This window comes from Amycolatopsis sp. lyj-112 (assembly GCF_046549055.1).
Classification (GTDB): Bacteria; Actinomycetota; Actinomycetes; order Mycobacteriales; family Pseudonocardiaceae; genus Amycolatopsis.
The window spans coordinates 582,236-599,186 of sequence record NZ_JAJPWS010000003.1; the positions used below are offsets into that span (position 1 = coordinate 582,236).

The following is a 16,951-nucleotide window of genomic DNA, read 5'->3' on the forward strand; positions in this document are numbered from 1 at the left end:
AAGGAAGGATCGGGGTAGGTAAGTATCAATGCGCACTGAAGCGGTCTCTGATCGACAGAAGACGCATATCGTTCGCACGGATCGCGGCTACCACGCTTTCGTGCCCCCTCCCCTGCCGCCCGACGTCGAGTTCGACCTGCGCCTGGCGGGCGCTCTTTCCGCCGCCGACCGGGCCGTCGGAGAGCTCGCGGGAATCGGTCGGACCCTGCCTAGCGCCGCCTTCCTGGTCCACTCGATGATGCGGCGCGAAGCCGTGCTTTCCAGCCGGATCGAAGGCACGGAAGCGACCATGTCCGACCTCGTGCTCTTCGAATTGCAGCCGACCGCCTCCAAGCAGGGCTCCGACGTCGAGGAGGTGCTCAACTACGTCACCGCACTGGGGCACGTGCTCGCGCCCGAACGCAGGCTGCCACTGAGTCTTCCCTTGCTCCGCGAAGCTCACGAAGTCCTGCTGACCGGGGTCCGCGGCGGATACGCCACACCTGGCGAATTCCGCCGGTCGCAGAACTGGATCGGACCACCCGGCTGCGTTCTGGATACCGCGACCTACGTTCCGCCGCCGCCGGAGCGACTCTGGGAGTGTCTCGACGCCTTCGAGAAGTACCTGCACGCAGACCACGCACTACCGCCGCTGATCACGATCGCCTGCCTTCACTACCAGTTCGAGGCCATCCACCCGTTCATCGACGGCAACGGCCGGGTCGGCAGGCTTCTGGTGACTCTGCTCCTCGTCGAATGGGGTCTCCTGCCGGCGCCGCTCCTCGACCTTTCGGCATACCTGGAACCACGGCGTGACGAGTACTACGCCCGCCTGCTCGCGGTCAGCACACAAGGAGACTGGACCGGCTGGATCCATTTCTTCCTCGAAGTACTGGAGAACCAGGCGATCGACGCGCGCAACCGCGCCGTGTCCCTCCACGCGCTCCGGCAGGAGCATCGGACACGGGCGACTTCCGCACGCACTTCGAGTCTGCTCCCGCGACTGGTGGACGCGCTGTTCGAGACGCCCGCGATGACGATCAACCGGGCCGCGGACGTCCTCGGGATCACCCACCGGGCCGCAACTCAGAATGTGCTCAAGCTGGTCGACGCGGGAGTACTTACGGAGATCCGGTCGAGCGGCCGCGTGCGACTCTTCCTGGCCAAAGAGATCCTCCGGACCCTGGACGGCGACCGACCTGCATGACATCCGAGGCCTTCACGGACGGCGCCGGACCTTGATGTCGTCCATGCAGGTCGCCTTGCCCGCCACGTCGCGATAGGGATACCCCTTCGCGTCCAGCAACTCCATCACCTTCAGCTCGGCCTCGTCGAGCACGGCGCGCTCTTCCTCGCCCGGCAACGTGATGCGGAACGTGAACCCGCCGAGGTGCGCGCTGTAGGTCAGCAGGCCCTCCTCGGTGAAGCCCAACGCCTGGTGGTGACCGAGCCCAGCCATGAGCCGGGCGCGGGTCTCGGCGTCGGGGTGGTCGAACTTGCCGTTGACGAGGACGCGATAGGTCGGCATACGGCCGAATATACAGACCTGCATCCGGATACGAACCCGAATATCCAACGAGTGTCCATGATCCACGGTCGAGTGAAACGACCGTCACGCACGCAACGGGCGAATCCGACACGCAGATAGTGATCACAAAGGGAAGAACGGCCGATCCGGCTCGCTCTCCATCGCGTAAGGAGGAAGTGAATGCGCATCACCATCGCAAGTCGGGCCGGCCTGGTCGGCACGCTGCTACTGGTCGGTCTCGGCGTCGGAGTGTCGCCGGCCGCCGCATCGAACCCCGCGGGCGTCGCGTCGCTCGGTTCCGCGGCCTTCACCAAGGGCAGCGCGACGCCGATCTCCATCGCGTCGCTCGGCGAGTGCGCGGTCGAGGGACCGACGACCAACTCGTCCGGGGTCGTTTCGAAGACCGGGATCACGTTCGGTGGCGGCACCTCGACCTGCACGACCACCGTGGTCGACCCGGCGAACGACGTGACCACGACGAAGTCCGAAGCCAAGGGCAACGACTTCGAACTGTCAGCGCTGGTCACGTCGAGGGGGCCGCGAATCAAGATCAGGACCTACGCGGTCAGCTGCTCGGCGACGCAGAACACCACCAACGCGACCTGGACGTACGGCGGGGCGACCGGACTCGGCACACTGCCGTCGCCGGTGCCGGTGGGCTACGTCAAGCCGATCACCAAGTCCGACGGGACCCTGCTCGCCGAAGCGATCTTCAACGAGCAGACGTTGCCCGGCGACGGCAGCATCGGGCTGACGATGCTGCGGATCAAGTTCGCCCCGGCCTCGAACATCACCGGCGAGGTGATCCTCGGGCGCACGGCCTGCTCCCCCACTCCGTAGTCGGCATGCCGGGGAAAGGGGCGTTCGGGATCATCCCGGGCGCCCCTTTTCTGTTCTGGCTTATATAAGCCTTCGCTGATATCTTGGCGGCAGCCGAGCCGAGGAGGACTTCCATGGTCGACGTGACCAGCCAGATCAGCTCCGTCCAGCGCAAGCTGGGCGGACGCGTGCTCGAGGCCGGTGAGGCAGTTACATCAGAGGCAGTGACACTCACGGTCAGCCAGGTCTACGACACCGACCTCGACGACCTCTGGGACGCCTGCACCAACGCCGAACGCATCCCGCGCTGGTTCCTGCCGGTGAGCGGCGAACTGCGCGCCGGCGGCAAGTACCAGCTCGAAGGCAATGCGGGCGGGACGGTCGAGCGGTGCGATCCGCCGAAGAGCTTCGCCGCGACCTGGGAGTACGGCGGCGACGTCAGCTGGATCGAGGTCCGGCTGAGCGCCGAACCCGACGGGCGCACGCGGTTCGAACTCGACCACACCGCCCACCCGAACGAGCACTGGAAGCAGTACGGCCCGGGCGCGGTCGGCGTCGGCTGGGACATGATGCTGAACGCCCTCGCTATACACCTCGAGACCGGCGAGACCAACGACCCGGCGGCGGCCATGGAATGGACGACGAGCGAAGAAGGCGTCCGGTTCATGACCCTCAGCAGCGAGGGCTGGTACGAGGCCGACGTCTCCAATGGCACCGACGCGGTCAGCGCCCGTACTCGCGCCGACGCGACTCTCGCCGCTTACACAGCTTCGCCGGAGTGCTGAAGATCTTCGGTGAGTTCCGGGGCGCGCAGCAGGCCGATGAGCACGTCGTCCGCCCGGAACACGGCACGCGCGCCCGGCATCCCCGCCTGCCGGAGCATCGCGTGGAGGACGTCGGCGTGCGGCTGGTCGAGCAGGGTCCAGATCATCGCGCGCCGCTTCACCTCGTCGCCCCGTTCGCGCGCGTTCCACCAGCCGGTGACCAGCGCGCTCACCTGGTTGACCGCCGTCTCCCGCCCGCGCGCCAGCTGGGCCCGGTTCAGCCCGCACACCTTGATCGTCTGTTCGCCCTTTGCGGTCAGCGCCCGGTAGGTGCCGATCGACAGCACCAGGAACAGATGCTCCAGCGGATCCTCGACGGTCGGGTCGATCAGCAGAACGTTCCCGTGGGCGTCCACCGGGAACAGATCCCGTTTGTGGTGGCTGTTGCAGTACTCGCAGGCGAGCACGTGGTTGAGCCAATCGAACGCGCGCCGCGGATTCCGCGCGATCGGCTCGAAATGGTCCACAGTGGACCCGAGCTCGTCGCCGCAGTACATGCAGTAGCCGCGTCCGGAGGCCATGACGTCCAGGCCTTCACGTAAAGAACGCCGTACGGCACGGGAAACCCGCCACAGCCGACGCGCTTCTTTGCTGTCACCGGCCGGAATCCGATCGGTCAGCTCTTCGAGATCGGCCACCACCCGCCCCGGCAGCGCGATCCGGCGGATCCCGATCACCGATCGTCGGCCTCGAACCGCCTGGCCACCTCGTCGACCCGGCTCGGTGGCGAACTGCTCAGCCTGTCCCGCAGGCGCTCCCATTCCCGGACGTCGTTCGCGTCGGCCCGCCCGGACGCCACCTGGAACTCGAGTTCCGCGAGGTGTTCCCGCAATTCGACCGCCCGCGGCGAATAAGGCGTTTCCAGGCCGAAGAGATCGGAAAGCACGGCGTCGTCCCCGGTGCCGAACACGACCCGTTCGTACAGCTCGTCGGAGACCACCCGCGGCGGAACTTCCTCGTCCGGACCGGAAAGCCGGATGAGCCCGCCGGGATCCGCCGCCTGACACACATAAGGACTGTGCGTGGTGACGATGAACTGGATCCGCGGGAAATGCGCCTTGAACCACGACCCCATGCGTTTCTGCCACGACACGTGGAGATGCGCGTCCACCTCGTCGATGATCACGACGCCGGGGCTCTCGTGATCGAGCCCGGCGTTGTCGAGTTGCTTGAGCAGGTCGACGACGAGCGCGGTCACCGTGCGGTAGCCGTCGCTCATCTCGCGCAACGGGAACCTCTCGCCGCGGTATTCGACCCAGAGGCCGTCCGAGTCGACGTCCTGGATCCGGTAGCCGGAGGGCAGGAGGCCGTCGCCGAGGATCTCCAGCGCCGCGTCCTTGAGTTCGCGAGCGCCCGCTTTTCCTTCCAGAGCACGGAGATGCTGAGTGATCAGCCAGTTGACACCCTCCGCGAGCGAGGCGTCTTCGTGGAACAGGCTGGCCATCCGCGCCAGCGACCCCGCGCCGCGCATCCACGACTCGGCCTCGCCGCTGCCGCCCGCGAGCCGCCGAAACGGCCCGTACGCGGCACAGAACGGCTGCCCCGGCGGAAGCCCGGAGATCGGCAGCAGCCCGGAGTCGAGCCAGCGGACCTCGACCGGCGCCGGGCCCTCCTCGCGCATCACCGACAGCTGGATCGACCCGGACGTCTGATCGGTCGAGATCCAGCTTCCCGCGTCGGACAGCAGGCCCCAGGCGACGTCCGGGGCCGCCGCGACCGCGATGGCGCGCAGCAACGACGTCTTGCCCGAGCCGTTGCGCCCTGCGAGCACCACCCAGCCCGGCCCGGGCAGCCGGAGATCGACGGTGCGGGCACCGCGGAAACCGCGGATGTTCTCCAGCCGGACCCGCTCGATGTACATGCCCGAAAGCTTACGACGACGAGGTGGCGCTCACCGGTCCGTCGGAAAGTGGGTGGCCATCACCAGTTCCATCACGGCGTGCGCCCGCGCGACGTCCACGGCCGAGACCACCTTCGAGCGCTCCCAGTCGTCGATCCCCCGCTCTCGCTGGGGCGAAATCCGCAGCCGGACATGGCCACGCGAGTCGAGATTTCCGAGCGGTGAGACGTAAAGGGAGAACTCGCGGTCGTCCTTCGAGCGGAACGTGACTCCGGGGTTTCCACTCAACGACGTTTGCCTGTGGTCCTTGAAGGTCCCGTTCGGATCCGCGAGCCACTCCCCCGGCGCGCCGCCGTTCGCGGTGGCCCCGGCCTCGATCTGAAGCCGATGTCGTGGTTCGACGAAGTAGCAGGAGCCCGGCGTGGCGATCGGCGCGAAGTCCGGTCCGAAGACCTTCTTGACCGCGCCGTGGAACACCGCGCATTCGAAGTTCGGGTCGGCCGCACCCGCCGCGAGGATCTGCCCGGCACCCGTGGGCACCTGTGCGTCGACGGCCGGATCGCAGTTGTCCCCCTTGCTGTCGGAGACCCAGTTCGCGCAGGCCCCGACGCGGCCGCTGTCCTGGCCGTCCGGCGGGTAGACGAGATCGCGGGAGAGTTTGGCGGCCCCGGCGGCGGCGAAGTCACCGAGGAGCGCGCAGTCCTTGCTCCGGCTCTGGAGCCCGAGTTCGAAACCGATCGCGCGCCGGAAGCTGACCGGCACCGTGATCTTGCAGCCGCTGACCGCACCCTCACGACGGGTTTCGACCTGGTAGCCCTTCACCCCGCCCAGGTCGATGACGGCACCGTCGTCCCGGAGCGCGGCGTGATTCGGGTCCACGTCGCGCACGTCGAGGATGTCCTCGTAGCCATCGCGGTAGAGCGTGCACTGCTTCTTGCCGTCCTTCACCTCGGCTTGCAGCGATGCCTGGGTCGCGTCGAGCGGCTGATGGAGCGCGTAGACGGCCAGGTCGATCAGCTCGCAGAAGTCGAGTGCGGCCAGCGCGCCGTCCACGGCCCGTTCGTCACGATCGGCGGGACGCGGTTGTTTCGGCTGCCACTTCGAATACGACGGTTGCGGCGGGCTCGTCGCCACGGAATCCGTACAAGCCGCCGACAGCCCGGCCAGTAGTGCAACGAGAATCACTCTTCGAAACCTCATTACGCGGAGTATGCGAACTCTTGGTGGCACCGACCAGGCAGAACCTTGGCTTTCGCGGTGCATTCACACGATCGGTTTTCACGGATGGTCACCAGGTTCCCGATCGCTATTCAGCGGGGAACGGATCTTTATGCGGACGTGCTCGCGCGCTCGGGAACCCTGGTAATCTTCCCGGCGTCGGATTACGCAGGGTGTATCGGGGTAGTGCACCTTGTAGCCACGGGAGGGGCATATGACGACGGTGACTTCAGGGCGGCTTCGCCCAGTCAGCGGGGATCGGTTCGAGGCATCCGGGGTGAATACCGATGCCTGAGGGCCAGCCGACCTATGAGCCCGGGCTCGACTGGAACGCGGTCACCGGTTTCCGTCCGTCCGGCGGCTCGTACGGCACGCCTGTCGCTGAGGGCGCGGGGTTCAAGTACGACGAGGCGACCCTTCACGACCTGGTGAAGGAGTGGCGCGGCCTGGCCAAGGAGTACCTGGGGGACCTCAGTGATGCCAGGAGGATCGCCCTGGCCCGGCCGCCGGGGCTGGAGTTCGCCAGCGGGGGCAACGCCGAGATCACCCAGCAGTCCGGCACCGCGCTCGAGGAAGCCCTCGACCAGCGCATCGCCTACTGCGAGAACATGGCCAACAAGTACGTGGCCGCTCTCGGCAAGTACGCCACGGCGGAAGACCACGCCACCGCAGTCATCAACCAGCAGCCGAAGGGCATCGCCTGATGCGTCGCACCATCCTTGTCCTTAGCGCGGCCGCTCTCGTTCTCTCCGCGTGCTCCACTCCGACCACCAACGGCACACCCACACCCGCCAGCGGTGGAACGAGCCCGAGCCCATCGAATTCGGCTCCTGACGCCCCTAAGGTCGCCGACCCGATCGACCTGGCACGGTTCAAACAGGCACCTTGCGATGCCCTCACCGACACCCAGGCTAAGGAACTCCTCGGTCCGCAGCTGGAAACCAAGGCGCGGGAGGGTGCGGCGGGGCCTGCCTGTATGTGGTCCCTACCTTCGGCCGTGCGACCTATCGTGGACGTGCTCTTCAGCAACATGCACGACAGCGGCACCGCTAGCGTTTACGCGGCTAAGGGGCACGCCTACCAACTCGTCGAACCGCTTCAGCCCATCGACGGCTATCCAGTAACTGCCTATGACACTAGAGACGAGCGAGCCAGCAAGGGCCGCTGTTCTGTGGCGCTGGGAACGAGCGACATCGAGACCATCGGCATCTCGCTCGAACAGTCGGAAGCCAACATCGGCAAGAAGGATCCCTGTGCCGCCGCGCGCGAAGCGGCGATCAGGGTCTTGGCCACAGTTCGCGGGGGCAACTGATGGAAGAAGGACCACTCACCGCTGCCCAAATTTACGAGCAGATCACCGGCGGCGAAGGCACCGGCTCACTCTCCGACGCCCAGCGTTCCGCCTACAACCTGACCGAACGGCACCACGAACGCGCACAGCGGATCACCGCGCTCAGCCAGAAGAGCATGGCCGGTTGGCAAGGCGCGTCCGGCGGTGCGGCCGCCGACGCGACGAAGCCGGTCGTAGAGGCAGCAATGGACGACGCGATGCATCTGGCCAGGGCTCAAACGGCCATGAACTCCCAGATGGACGCGTTCGGCACGGCGAAGAACTCCGTCAAACCCGTTCCGCCGGAGCAGCCCGCTCCCACGGCCGAGGACGTCGCGGGTGTCCTCGAAGGCAACGGCGGTTACTGGGACAAGGTCAAGGGCTACCAGGCCGACAGCCAGCACAACATCGACACCTTCGCGGGCTACCACTCGGCCAGCACCGCCAACGGCGACGAACTGCCCGCCCAGTACGCGCAGCTGAACGACCCCGGCGGCACCATCACGATGGATGACGGCAGCTCTGGAAAGCCGTCGGCCAAGGGCTTCGGCGACGATTCCGGTGAACGCGGCCCCGGAATCGGCGAGCCGTACCGCGGGCCGGGCGGACCCGGTGGTCCCAGCGGTCCGGGTACCGGTGGTCCTGGCGTGAGCGGTCCGCAGCAAGGCGGTCCTCATCAGGTCCAGCCGGGTACGCACGTTCCGCCGCCCGACGACGGAACCCGCGCGAACTCGTACACCCCGCCCCAGGTCAACCCGGTCGTGCCGCCGGCGGCGAATCTCGACTTCGGACCGAACGGCAAGCCGGGCAATCCTCTGAACCAGCCCGGCTCCTTCCCGCCCGGGTACGGCCCGTTCGGCCCGGGAACCGGCGGACCAGGCACAGGCGGACCGGGCACCGGCGGCAGGTCTCCAGGAATGCCGGGCGGCGGGTACCGAGGCGGCGTCCCCGGCGGCCCCGGCTCCGGCGGCGCCGGTCAGCCCGGCATGGGAGGCCAGAGCGGCGCTGGGCGACCGGGTGAGGCGATGGGCGGCCGAGGCACAGCGGGAACGGCCGGGGCCGGCGGCCGTGGTGGGGCGAACGGGATGCCGATGGCGCCCGGCGCGGCCAAGGGGAAGGGCGAGGAGGACAAGGAGAAGAAGGCTCCGGACTACCTCCAGAACCCGGATCCCGAAGAGACTTTCGGCGGCTACATCGAAAAACCGATGCCGCCGGTGATCGGCGAGAAGAAGCCGAACCGGTAGCACCACGTTCCAGGGGAGGAAAATGTGGTGCTCGGGCGCCCGGTCGAGATCACGCTCGACACCTTGCTGACCGCGTTCCGCCACGCCGGCCGCGGAGATCCGCATCTGATCTTCGCGGGCGGCCTGCGGTACATCCCGCCGTCGTCGCGTGGCGGCGAGGACAGGGCGGCGTTCGAGGAACTCGGCGGGCTCGGATTCACCGCGGGCGCACGGTTGACGAGTGATTTCGAGGACGTCCTGCACATCCTCGACCGGCCGAACACCGAGTACTACGCGACGGTGCGGACGGAAGCCGAACAGTACGGCGTGCTCGTCGCTGTGCGCGGGCGTGCCGCAGTGACCGCGATCTGCCAGGGTGGCCGCGTGTGGCTGAAGAGCGTGCGGACCGACGACCGCGCGGCCGCGCTCGTGCTGAACCTGCCGGAGTACCCGGCGGCGCGTTTCGCGCCGTTCTCCTTGCCCCAGGGCGACTTCAAGCCCGGCGGCGGGAGTGCCCTCTATGACGACGAAGCCGAGTCACGAAGCCGGGACGCGCGGCGGCTGGACGAGGTCTTCGATCAGCCCTACTTCGGCGTCGGCTTCATCGCCGCGGCCAAGCATCCCGACGGTGGAAGACGCACCGAAGCCACCGACGACCTGACCTACCTGGACATCGACGCCGGACGGGTGGCCATGCACGTGACTGGCCCGCAGAGGAACCGGTACATCACCGTCCTGCCCGGCGAACCCACTCTGCTGGCCCAAAAAGTCGCCGCGTTGCGGGCATGCCTCGACCACTAGAGACCGAGGCATGCCGAGGAGCCCGTCGCCGGTGTGGCTGGCGGGCTCCTCGGGTCAGACGAGAGTGGGGTGCAGCGTGTTTCGCCTCGGCTGTCGTAACGGATCCAGATATTGCGGCGGAATGAACTCCGGCAGCCCATCCACGGCCATCCGGACCTCCCAATCACCGTGATGAATCAGGCGGTGATGAAAGCTGCAGAGCAGGCACATATTGCACAAGTCGGTGAGGCCACCGTCTGCCCAGTGGTGAATATGGTGGGCGTGACAGCGCTTCGGTCTCCGCAGACACCCAGGGAACGAACAGCCCCGATCACGCGCGTTCAAGGCTTTCCGCTGCCCTGGGGTGACGAACCGCTTGATCCGCCCCACATCCAAAGGTTCACCGGCGGCACTCATCACGATCGGCAGCATCAAGCAGTCGCAGGCAGCCATGCGTGCCTCACGAGCCGTCATCTCACCCACGAAGTCCACACTCGCGGTGCCGAGCCCGGTCTTCAGTTCCTCGAAGCCGATCAAGACGTGCACCATCGTCCGGTAGCCGCAGGTGCCGGGCTGGTCCGGGCTCGCGATCGCCAGGTCCAGTAGATCTACCCAGGCGTCGCCCTGGCGTTCCCAGACGGTCCGGAGATCGGCTTGGCCGAAGTCGTCGACAGGGCGGGGTTTCGCGTAGGCCTCAATCGCCGCCATGGTTCGGGCGCCTGCTTCGTCGTCGAGCAGGCCGGTGATTTTCCAGTACCCGTCTTTGCGGCGGTGCACTCTCAACTCGCGACGAGGCTGGACGGGTTCGGGATCCTTCGGCTCTGCACCGTCCGGATCCAGCCACGCCATCAAACCTGCCTCAGCCCGCGCGATCTGTGAAGGCCCTCCGTCACGAGCGAGATCAGCGAGGATCTTCTCGGCGGCATCACGGTTCTCGACCGTGACGTGGGCGGGGATCTTCTTCAACACTCCGATGATCTGGTCGATGTGCTGCTCTCCGACCGCGCCTTCTGCCGCCGCGACAGCGGTGGCGGGTGCGAGTGCCGGAACTTCGGTGCCGTCGAGTGCGCGGGTCGGGTGCAGCGCCACCGCACGATCCACGAGTTTCTTCGCGTCGGCGGGAGCGATCCGCGCAACATCCGCAAACCACATTTTCGTGCTCGCATACCCGTACAAGTCTTTCGCGCCGCGGGATTCGATCTCCGCAAGATAGGTGCCCAGTACAGCGGACGCGGCACGCATCAGCGTCAACGTCTCAGTCACTCCGTGAGCGAGCTCCAGTTTCCCGACACGCCACAACTCCTGCGGCAGCTGGGGAAGAACGGAGGTCTCGGACACCCCTCCATGATACCGCGTATTTATCGAACATGTGTTCGTACTTTTAGATAGCTGAGAATCAGCGTAAATAACACCGCCGGGTGATTCACAATTAGAGGACTAAACGCGTGGTTTCGCTGCCTTGCGCTAGGCAGGCGACATCAGCTTCTCGATCAAGCGCATCGAGCGCGCCTGGTCGAGCGCCACCGCGTGCGAGTTCGCCACCGCCTGGAGATAGGGCTCGACGTCGATGGGCTGATGCAGGAACAGGCCGGAACGCCGGTGTTCCAGCCGCACGACCGGCCTGCCGTCCGGGAAGTCGAGCAGGACATAAGCGCCGAGATGAACGCCGGCGTCGAAGGGGATGACCCGGAGTTCGACGGCCGGCCGCTGCGCCATCGAGACCAGTTGCCGAAGCTGGTTCGCCATGACCCGCGGACCGCCGATCCGCCGTCGCAGAACTCCCTCATCGAGGTAGGCGATCAGGTTCGGTGACTTCTTCCCGTCCAGCACCTTCTGGCGGTCCCGGCGCAGCTCCAGCCGCGCTTCGATTTCGGCGGCGGGTACGCCGGCCGTGACCAGCGCGGCCCGCGCGTAGGAAGGGGTCTGGAGCAGGACGGGCAGCAGCGCGGTGCAGGACTCGATGATCCTGGTCGCGTCGAGTTCGTACCGCGCAAGGGTTTTCGCCTGCCAGGGCACGTCCGCGTAGCGGGTCTCGAGCCAGTTGGGCCGGTCGGCGTCGCGCGCCATCTCGATCAGTACGTGTCGCTGCTCGCCGGTGACCTGATAGACCGCGAGCAGTGCGGACACCTCTTCGCCGGACGCGGCGCGCGCCCCGGTTTCGATCCGGCTGATCGTCGACTGTGACCAAGCCAGTTTGTCCGCCACCTCCGTCATCGCCAGTCTGCTGGCCCTCCGCGCGTCCCGGAGTCCCTCGGCGAGGCCCCGAGCCTGGGGTGTGGGCTTCGGCTTCGGCATGGCGAGCAACCTGCCAGGTGCGCCCCGGCAAGGCACTCCTCGTGAGTGGTAATGACGGTTCTAACCGTCATCACCACTCACGAGAGCGCTACTTGATCGCGAAACCGCCGGAGGCAGCCCAGTCCAGGGCGAACGCCGGGATCAGTCCGAGCACCAGCGTGACGAGGACGCCGATCGTGATCGCGGTGGTGGTGAACGCGCCGGGCACGGTGACGGTCGGGCCGTCCGGGGCCGGTTCGGAGAAGTACATCAGCACGATCACCCGCAGGTAGAAGAACGCGGCGACGGCGCTGAACACCAGCGCGATGACGACCAGCGGCGCCATCCCGTCGGAGAGAGCCGCCGAGAACACCACGAACTTGCCGACGAACCCGCTGGTCAGCGGGATACCGGCCAGCGCGAGCAACAGGAAGGTGAACACCGCGGCCAGCACCGGCGACCGTTTCGCCAGCCCCGCCCACGCGGACAGGTGCGTCGCCTCGCCGTTGCCGTCACGCACCAGCGAAACCACACCGAACGCGGCGAGCGTGGTGAAGCCGTAGGCCAGCAGGTAGAACAACGTGCCCGAGAGGCCCTCCTCGGTCATCGCGATCGCACCCACGAGCAGGAACCCGGCGTGCGCGATGGACGAGTAGGCGATCATGCGCTTGACGTCGGTCTGTGTCAGGCCCAGCACCGCGCCGATCAGCATCGAGATGATCGCGACGCCCCAGAGGACACCGCGCCATTCCCAGCTGGTCGACTCGAACGCCACCGAGAACACCCGCAGGATCCCGCCGAACGCGGCGACCTTGGTGCAGGCGGCCATGAACGCGGTGACCGGGGTCGGCGCGCCCTGGTAGACGTCCGGGGTCCAGGTGTGGAACGGACCGACCGAACCCTTGAACAGCAGGCCGACCGCGAGCAGCCCGAGACCGGCGAACAGCAGCGTGTCCGAGCGGTCGGACCCGGCGGCGGCGTTCGCGATGTCGGACAGCTTCACGGAGTTCGCGTAGCCGTAGAGCAGCGCGAGGCCGTAGAGGAAGAACGCCGACGAGAACGCGCCGAGCAGGAAGTACTTGACCGCGGATTCCTGCGAGAGCAGGCGACGACGTCGCGCGAGACCGCACATCAGGTACAGCGGCAGGCTCAGCACTTCGAGGGCGATGAACATGGTCAGCAGATCGTTGGCCGCGACGAACGACATCATGCCGCCGAGCGCGAACAGCGTCAGCGGGAAGACCTCGGTCTGCATACCGGTGGTGCCGACCTGCGCGCGGTCCTGCAGCGTGCCGGGACGGATACCGGCCTGCGCGACGAACGCGCCGCCCGGTTCGACCGAGCGGTCCGCGATCAGCAGCACCGCGCCCAGCGCCAGCGCCAGCAGCGTGCCCCAGAGGAACAGCGACGGGCGGTCGACGGCGATCGCGCCGCTGAAGGTCGTGACGCCGCTCTTCGGCGCGGACGAACTCGCGTACCAGACCAGGAAGACGCCGGCCGCCCCGATCCCGAGCAGGGACAGGAAGACCTGCGACGGCCACCGCATGTGCTTGGGCAGGAAGGCTTCGAACAGCACGCTGACGCATGCCGCACCCAGGATGATCAGGATCGGCGTGACGGCGAAGTAGTCGATCGACGGAATCTGCACCGCCGGCGCCTGAGTCAGAAAGAGCACGGTTTACTTGCCTCCCTGTACGGACGACATCGTCGCCTGCACCGACGGGGTGATCGTGTCGAGCACCGGCTTGGGATAGAACCCGAGCGCGATGATCAGCACGACCATCGGCGCCAGGATCGCGATCTCCTTGCCGCCGAGGTCCTTGATGGCTTTGGTCGCCCCGAGTTCGGGCGCGATCGCGGTACCGGGGCCGCCACCGGCGCCGATCAGGGCGTCGCCCCGGACGGGGCCCTGCATGACGCGCTGGTAGAGCCAGAGCACGTACGCCGCGGCCAGCACCATGCCGACCGTCGCGATGATCGTGTAGACCGGGTAGTCCACAAAGGACCCCAGCAGCACCAGGAACTCACTGATGAAGGAGTTCGTGCCGGGCAGGGACAAAGTGGAAAGACCGGCGATGAGCAACATCCCGCCGAGCAGCGGGGTCACCTTCGCCATGCCGCCGTAGTCGGAGATCTTGGTGGACCCGCCGCGCATCACGATGAGCCCGACCACCACGATCAGCATCCCGGTGGCGAGGCTGTGGTTGAGCATGTACGAGACCGAGCCGACCATGGCCTGCTCGTTGAAGGTGAAGATGCCCAGCGCGATGAAGCCGAAGTGGGCGATCGACACGTAGGCGATGAACCGCTTCATGTCGCGCTGCCCGGCCGCGAGGATCGATCCATAAAGGACACCCGCGACGGCGAGCACCAGCACCCACGGTGCGAGTTCCTTGCTGGCCTCCGGGAACATCGGAAGGCAGTAGCGCAGGAAGCCGAACGTGCCGACCTTGTCCAGCACACCGACCAGCAGCACCGCGACGCCGATGGGCGCTTGGCCCGCGGCGTCCGGTAGCCAGGTGTGGAACGGCACCAGCGGGGCCTTGATCGCGAAGGCGAGGAAGAACCCGAGGAACAGCCAGATCTGGGTGCCCGTCGGAGCGTCGCGGACGACCGTGACGAGCGTTTCCCAGTCGAAGGTGCCCTTGCCGAGTTCGTCCGACGCCATCGAGTACGCCCCGATGGCCGAGGCCAGCATGATCAGGCCGCCGAGGAACGAGTACAGGAAGAACTTCACCGCCGCGTACTGGCGGTTCGCGCCGCCGTAGCCGCCGATGAGGAAGTACATCGGGATCAGCATGATCTCGAAGAGCACGTAGAACAGGAAGACGTCGGTCGCGGCGAACACCGCGATGGTCAGCGACTGCTGCACCAGGATCAGCGAGAGGTACCCGCCCGCCGTGCGCCCGGCCGGGAGCTTGTCGGTCAGGCCGAGCGAGCCGACCACGATCGGCACCAGCAGCGCGATGACCGCGATCATCACCAGCGCGATGCCGTCGATGCCGAACGAGATGTGGACGCCGAAGTTCGGGATCCAGTCCATTGAGGACTTCTGCTGGATCCGGTCACCGGAAGGCACGTAGCTCGCCCACAGCGGGATCACCAGCAGGAAGGTCAGGATCGACACCCCGAGCGCGGTGAGCGTCGCCAGCCTGTCGTTCTTCTTCATCCCCGCGACGACCGCTGCACCTACCAGCGGCACCAGGATGGTTGCCAGGAGCCAAGTCATCAGGAGAACCTCACCAGCAGAAGTGCCGCCAGAAGCAGGAATGTGCCGCCCAGCATGGACAGTGCGTACGAGCGGACGAAGCCGGTCTGCAGGCGGCGCAGGCGCCCGGATCCGCCACCGAGCGCGGCGGCGAGGCCGTTGACCGCGCCGTCGACCCCACGGTTGTCCACGTAGACCAGCGCGCGGGCGAGCCAGGTGCCCGGGCGGCCGACCAGCGTCTCGTTCAGGGTGTTGCCGTAGAGGTCGTTGCGCGCGGCCTTGACCACGACCGAGACCCGCTCGGGCCGTTCCACCGGAACGTCCTTACGGCCGACGAAAAGCCACGCCGCGAGCGCACCCAGCAGGGACAGCGCCACGGTGAGGAACGGGACCAGCAGGTGCGGGATGACGCTGTGGCCACCCTCCTGCAGTGGACCGACCACCGGCGAAAGCCATTCGGCGAACCGGTCGCCGAGGGCGAAGAACGCACCGGCGCCGATCGAACCGACGGCCAGGATGATCATCGGCCACTTCATCACCGCGGGAGACTCGTGCGGGTGGAAGTCGCGGCCGTCGCTGCTCTTGATCTCCTTCCAGCGTTCCTTGCCGAAGAAGGTCATCACCATCAGGCGCGTCATGTAGAACGCGGTGAGGCCGGCGCCGAGCAGTGCGGCACCGCCCATCACCCAGCCACGCCAGCCGCCCTGGCTCAGCGCGGCTTCGATGATCGCGTCCTTGGTGAAGAAGCCGGAAAGCGGCGGGATGCCGATCAGCGCCAGGTAGCCGAGCGCGAAGGTCCAGAAGGTGACCGGCATGTGCTTGCGCAGCCCGCCGTACTTCCGCATGTCGACCTCGTCGTTCATGGCGTGCATGACCGAACCGGCCCCGAGGAACAGCCCGGCCTTGAAGAAACCGTGCGCCACCAGGTGCATGATGCCGAGCGCGTAGGCGATCGGCCCGAGGCCGACGGCGAGCATCATGTAGCCGATCTGGCTGACCGTGGAGTAGGCCAGGACCTTCTTGATGTCGTCGTAGGCGCAGCCGATGATGCACCCGATCAGCAGTGTGACCGTGCCGACCAGGGTGACGATCAAGCGGCCGTCCGGGGTGGCGTTGAAGATCTCGTGCGCGCGGGCGACCAGGTAGACGCCGGCGGTGACCATCGTCGCCGCGTGGATGAGCGCCGACACCGGGGTCGGGCCCTCCATCGCGTCCGGAAGCCAGGCCTGCAACGGGAACTGGCCGGACTTACCGCAAGCTCCCAGCAGCAGCAGGATCGCGATCGCGGTGATGGCGCCGGTCGGGATCTTGTCGATCGCGCCGAAGACCTCGGCGTAACCGGTGCTCCCGACGTACTTGAACATCAGGAAGATCGCCAGCGCGAGCCCGACGTCACCGACGCGGTTCATCAGGAACGCCTTCTTCGCCGCGGTGGCGGCGGACGGGCGGTCCTGGTACCAGCCGATGAGCAGGTAGGACGCGAGGCCGACACCTTCCCAGCCGAGGTACAGCGTCACGAAGCTGTTGCCCAGCACCAGGATCAGCATCGAGGCGACGAACAGGTTGAGGTACGCGAAGAACCTCGACCGATCGCGGTCCTCGGCCATGTAGCCGATCGAGTAGAAGTGGATCAGCATGCCGACGCCGGTGATCAGCAGGACGAACGTCAGCGACAGCGCGTCGATCCGGAGCCCGAAGTCGACCTGCAGCGCCGAGACCGGGATCCACGAGAACAGCTTGACGTCCGCGATGTTCTTGGTGTCGGCCGTGAAGAAGAGGATCAGGCCGTACACAAAGGACAGTGAGACGGTCGCGCTGCCGAGGAGATGTCCCCAGCCCCTGGCGCGTTTACCGGCCAGCAGAAGAATAAGGGCGCCAAGAGCCGGGAAGGCCACCAGCAGCCACGATGATGCGGTCACTCTCGGTGC

Annotated in this window: 16 protein-coding genes; 7 read left to right on the forward strand and 9 right to left on the reverse strand. The window is 66.9% G+C overall.

From position 1 onward, the window contains the following. The first annotated feature begins 100 nt into the window (after positions 1-100). Positions 101-1,186, forward strand: a complete 1,086-nt coding sequence (locus tag ACLJRL_RS14820) for a Fic family protein (protein ID WP_410656698.1) — start codon at positions 101-103, stop codon at positions 1,184-1,186. Positions 1,187-1,198: 12 nt separating this feature from the next. On the opposite strand, the gene ACLJRL_RS14825 is transcribed toward ACLJRL_RS14820, so the two are convergent. Beyond that, a complete protein-coding gene (locus tag ACLJRL_RS14825) occupies positions 1,199-1,507 on the reverse strand; it encodes a DUF6204 family protein (protein ID WP_410656699.1) in 309 nt (102 codons plus the stop codon). 180 nt (positions 1,508-1,687) lie between these two features. Here ACLJRL_RS14825 and ACLJRL_RS14830 point away from each other — a divergent pair, with 180 nt between their 5' ends. Continuing rightward, positions 1,688-2,347 carry a hypothetical protein gene (locus ACLJRL_RS14830; RefSeq protein ID WP_410656700.1) on the forward strand — a complete coding sequence of 220 codons (660 nt, stop codon included), beginning with the start codon at positions 1,688-1,690 and terminating at the stop codon, positions 2,345-2,347. A 113-nt stretch (positions 2,348-2,460) separates the two neighbouring features. After that, positions 2,461-3,111, forward strand: a complete 651-nt coding sequence (locus tag ACLJRL_RS14835) for an SRPBCC family protein (protein ID WP_410656701.1) — start codon at positions 2,461-2,463, stop codon at positions 3,109-3,111. On the opposite strand, the gene ACLJRL_RS14840 is transcribed toward ACLJRL_RS14835, so the two are convergent. The 3 genes from ACLJRL_RS14840 to ACLJRL_RS14850 are packed head-to-tail and all read right to left on the reverse strand — an operon-like array spanning position 3,087 to position 6,175. Then, entirely contained in the window at positions 3,087-3,827 is a 741-nt protein-coding gene (locus tag ACLJRL_RS14840) for an HNH endonuclease (RefSeq protein ID WP_410656702.1), read from the reverse strand. The genes ACLJRL_RS14835 and ACLJRL_RS14840 overlap by 25 nt on opposite strands. Beyond that, positions 3,824-5,011: an AAA family ATPase gene (locus ACLJRL_RS14845; protein WP_410656703.1), complete on the reverse strand. Its 1,188-nt coding sequence runs from the start codon at positions 5,009-5,011 to the stop codon at positions 3,824-3,826. The genes ACLJRL_RS14840 and ACLJRL_RS14845 overlap by 4 nt, the downstream gene beginning before the upstream one ends. A 30-nt stretch (positions 5,012-5,041) precedes the next feature. Beyond that, positions 5,042-6,175, reverse strand: coding sequence for a hypothetical protein (locus tag ACLJRL_RS14850; RefSeq protein ID WP_410656704.1), 1,134 nt, complete (start codon positions 6,173-6,175; stop codon positions 5,042-5,044). Between the two features lie 320 nt (positions 6,176-6,495). Here ACLJRL_RS14850 and ACLJRL_RS14855 point away from each other — a divergent pair, with 320 nt between their 5' ends. From ACLJRL_RS14855 to ACLJRL_RS14870, 4 genes are read left to right on the forward strand one after another with little or no spacing between them, the layout of a single operon-like run. Next, positions 6,496-6,912: a hypothetical protein gene (locus ACLJRL_RS14855; RefSeq protein ID WP_410656705.1), complete on the forward strand. Its 417-nt coding sequence runs from the start codon at positions 6,496-6,498 to the stop codon at positions 6,910-6,912. After that, positions 6,912-7,520, forward strand: coding sequence for a DUF3558 domain-containing protein (locus ACLJRL_RS14860; protein ID WP_410656706.1), 609 nt, complete (start codon positions 6,912-6,914; stop codon positions 7,518-7,520). Before ACLJRL_RS14855 ends, ACLJRL_RS14860 begins: the two co-directional genes overlap by 1 nt. After that, entirely contained in the window at positions 7,520-8,782 is a 1,263-nt protein-coding gene (locus ACLJRL_RS14865; protein WP_410656707.1) for a hypothetical protein, read from the forward strand. Before ACLJRL_RS14860 ends, ACLJRL_RS14865 begins: the two co-directional genes overlap by 1 nt. A 24-nt stretch (positions 8,783-8,806) precedes the next feature. Further along, positions 8,807-9,562 (forward strand): ESX secretion-associated protein EspG, encoded by a 756-nt coding sequence (locus tag ACLJRL_RS14870; protein ID WP_410656708.1) that lies wholly within the window; start codon positions 8,807-8,809, stop codon positions 9,560-9,562. Positions 9,563-9,616: 54 nt separating this feature from the next. Here ACLJRL_RS14870 and ACLJRL_RS14875 read toward each other — a convergent pair whose 3' ends face one another. The 5 genes from ACLJRL_RS14875 to nuoL all read right to left on the reverse strand — a co-directional run bounded on the left by ACLJRL_RS14875 (position 9,617) and on the right by nuoL (position 16,942). Further along, positions 9,617-10,879, reverse strand: coding sequence for a DUF222 domain-containing protein (locus ACLJRL_RS14875; protein ID WP_410656709.1), 1,263 nt, complete (start codon positions 10,877-10,879; stop codon positions 9,617-9,619). 126 nt (positions 10,880-11,005) lie between these two features. Continuing rightward, complete coding sequence (locus ACLJRL_RS14880; RefSeq protein WP_410656710.1) at positions 11,006-11,836, reverse strand: helix-turn-helix domain-containing protein; 831 nt, start codon at positions 11,834-11,836, stop codon at positions 11,006-11,008. 88 nt (positions 11,837-11,924) lie between these two features. Beyond that, positions 11,925-13,490, reverse strand: a complete 1,566-nt coding sequence (gene nuoN, locus ACLJRL_RS14885) for an NADH-quinone oxidoreductase subunit NuoN (protein ID WP_410656711.1) — start codon at positions 13,488-13,490, stop codon at positions 11,925-11,927. A 3-nt stretch (positions 13,491-13,493) separates the two neighbouring features. Then, on the reverse strand, positions 13,494-15,044 hold the full coding sequence (locus tag ACLJRL_RS14890) for an NADH-quinone oxidoreductase subunit M (RefSeq protein ID WP_410656712.1): 1,551 nt from the start codon (positions 15,042-15,044) through the stop codon (positions 13,494-13,496). Next, entirely contained in the window at positions 15,044-16,942 is a 1,899-nt protein-coding gene (gene nuoL / locus ACLJRL_RS14895) for an NADH-quinone oxidoreductase subunit L (RefSeq protein ID WP_410656713.1), read from the reverse strand. The genes ACLJRL_RS14890 and nuoL overlap by 1 nt, the downstream gene beginning before the upstream one ends. Positions 16,943-16,951: the final 9 nt, after the last annotated feature.

Bases quoted from the DNA above. Each gene is read 5' to 3' on its own strand.
- ACLJRL_RS14825 (WP_410656699.1), bottom strand. From the start codon at position 1,507: ATGCCGACCTATCGCGTCCTCGTCAACGGCAAGTTCGACCACCCCGAC.
- ACLJRL_RS14830 (WP_410656700.1), top strand. From the start codon at position 1,688: ATGCGCATCACCATCGCAAGTCGGGCCGGCCTGGTCGGCACGCTGCTA.
- ACLJRL_RS14835 (WP_410656701.1), top strand. From the start codon at position 2,461: ATGGTCGACGTGACCAGCCAGATCAGCTCCGTCCAGCGCAAGCTGGGC.
- ACLJRL_RS14845 (WP_410656703.1), bottom strand. From the start codon at position 5,011: ATGTACATCGAGCGGGTCCGGCTGGAGAACATCCGCGGTTTCCGCGGT.
- ACLJRL_RS14855 (WP_410656705.1), top strand. From the start codon at position 6,496: ATGCCTGAGGGCCAGCCGACCTATGAGCCCGGGCTCGACTGGAACGCG.
- ACLJRL_RS14860 (WP_410656706.1), top strand. From the start codon at position 6,912: ATGCGTCGCACCATCCTTGTCCTTAGCGCGGCCGCTCTCGTTCTCTCC.
- ACLJRL_RS14865 (WP_410656707.1), top strand. From the start codon at position 7,520: ATGGAAGAAGGACCACTCACCGCTGCCCAAATTTACGAGCAGATCACC.
- ACLJRL_RS14880 (WP_410656710.1), bottom strand. From the start codon at position 11,836: ATGCCGAAGCCGAAGCCCACACCCCAGGCTCGGGGCCTCGCCGAGGGA.
- ACLJRL_RS14890 (WP_410656712.1), bottom strand. From the start codon at position 15,044: ATGACTTGGCTCCTGGCAACCATCCTGGTGCCGCTGGTAGGTGCAGCG.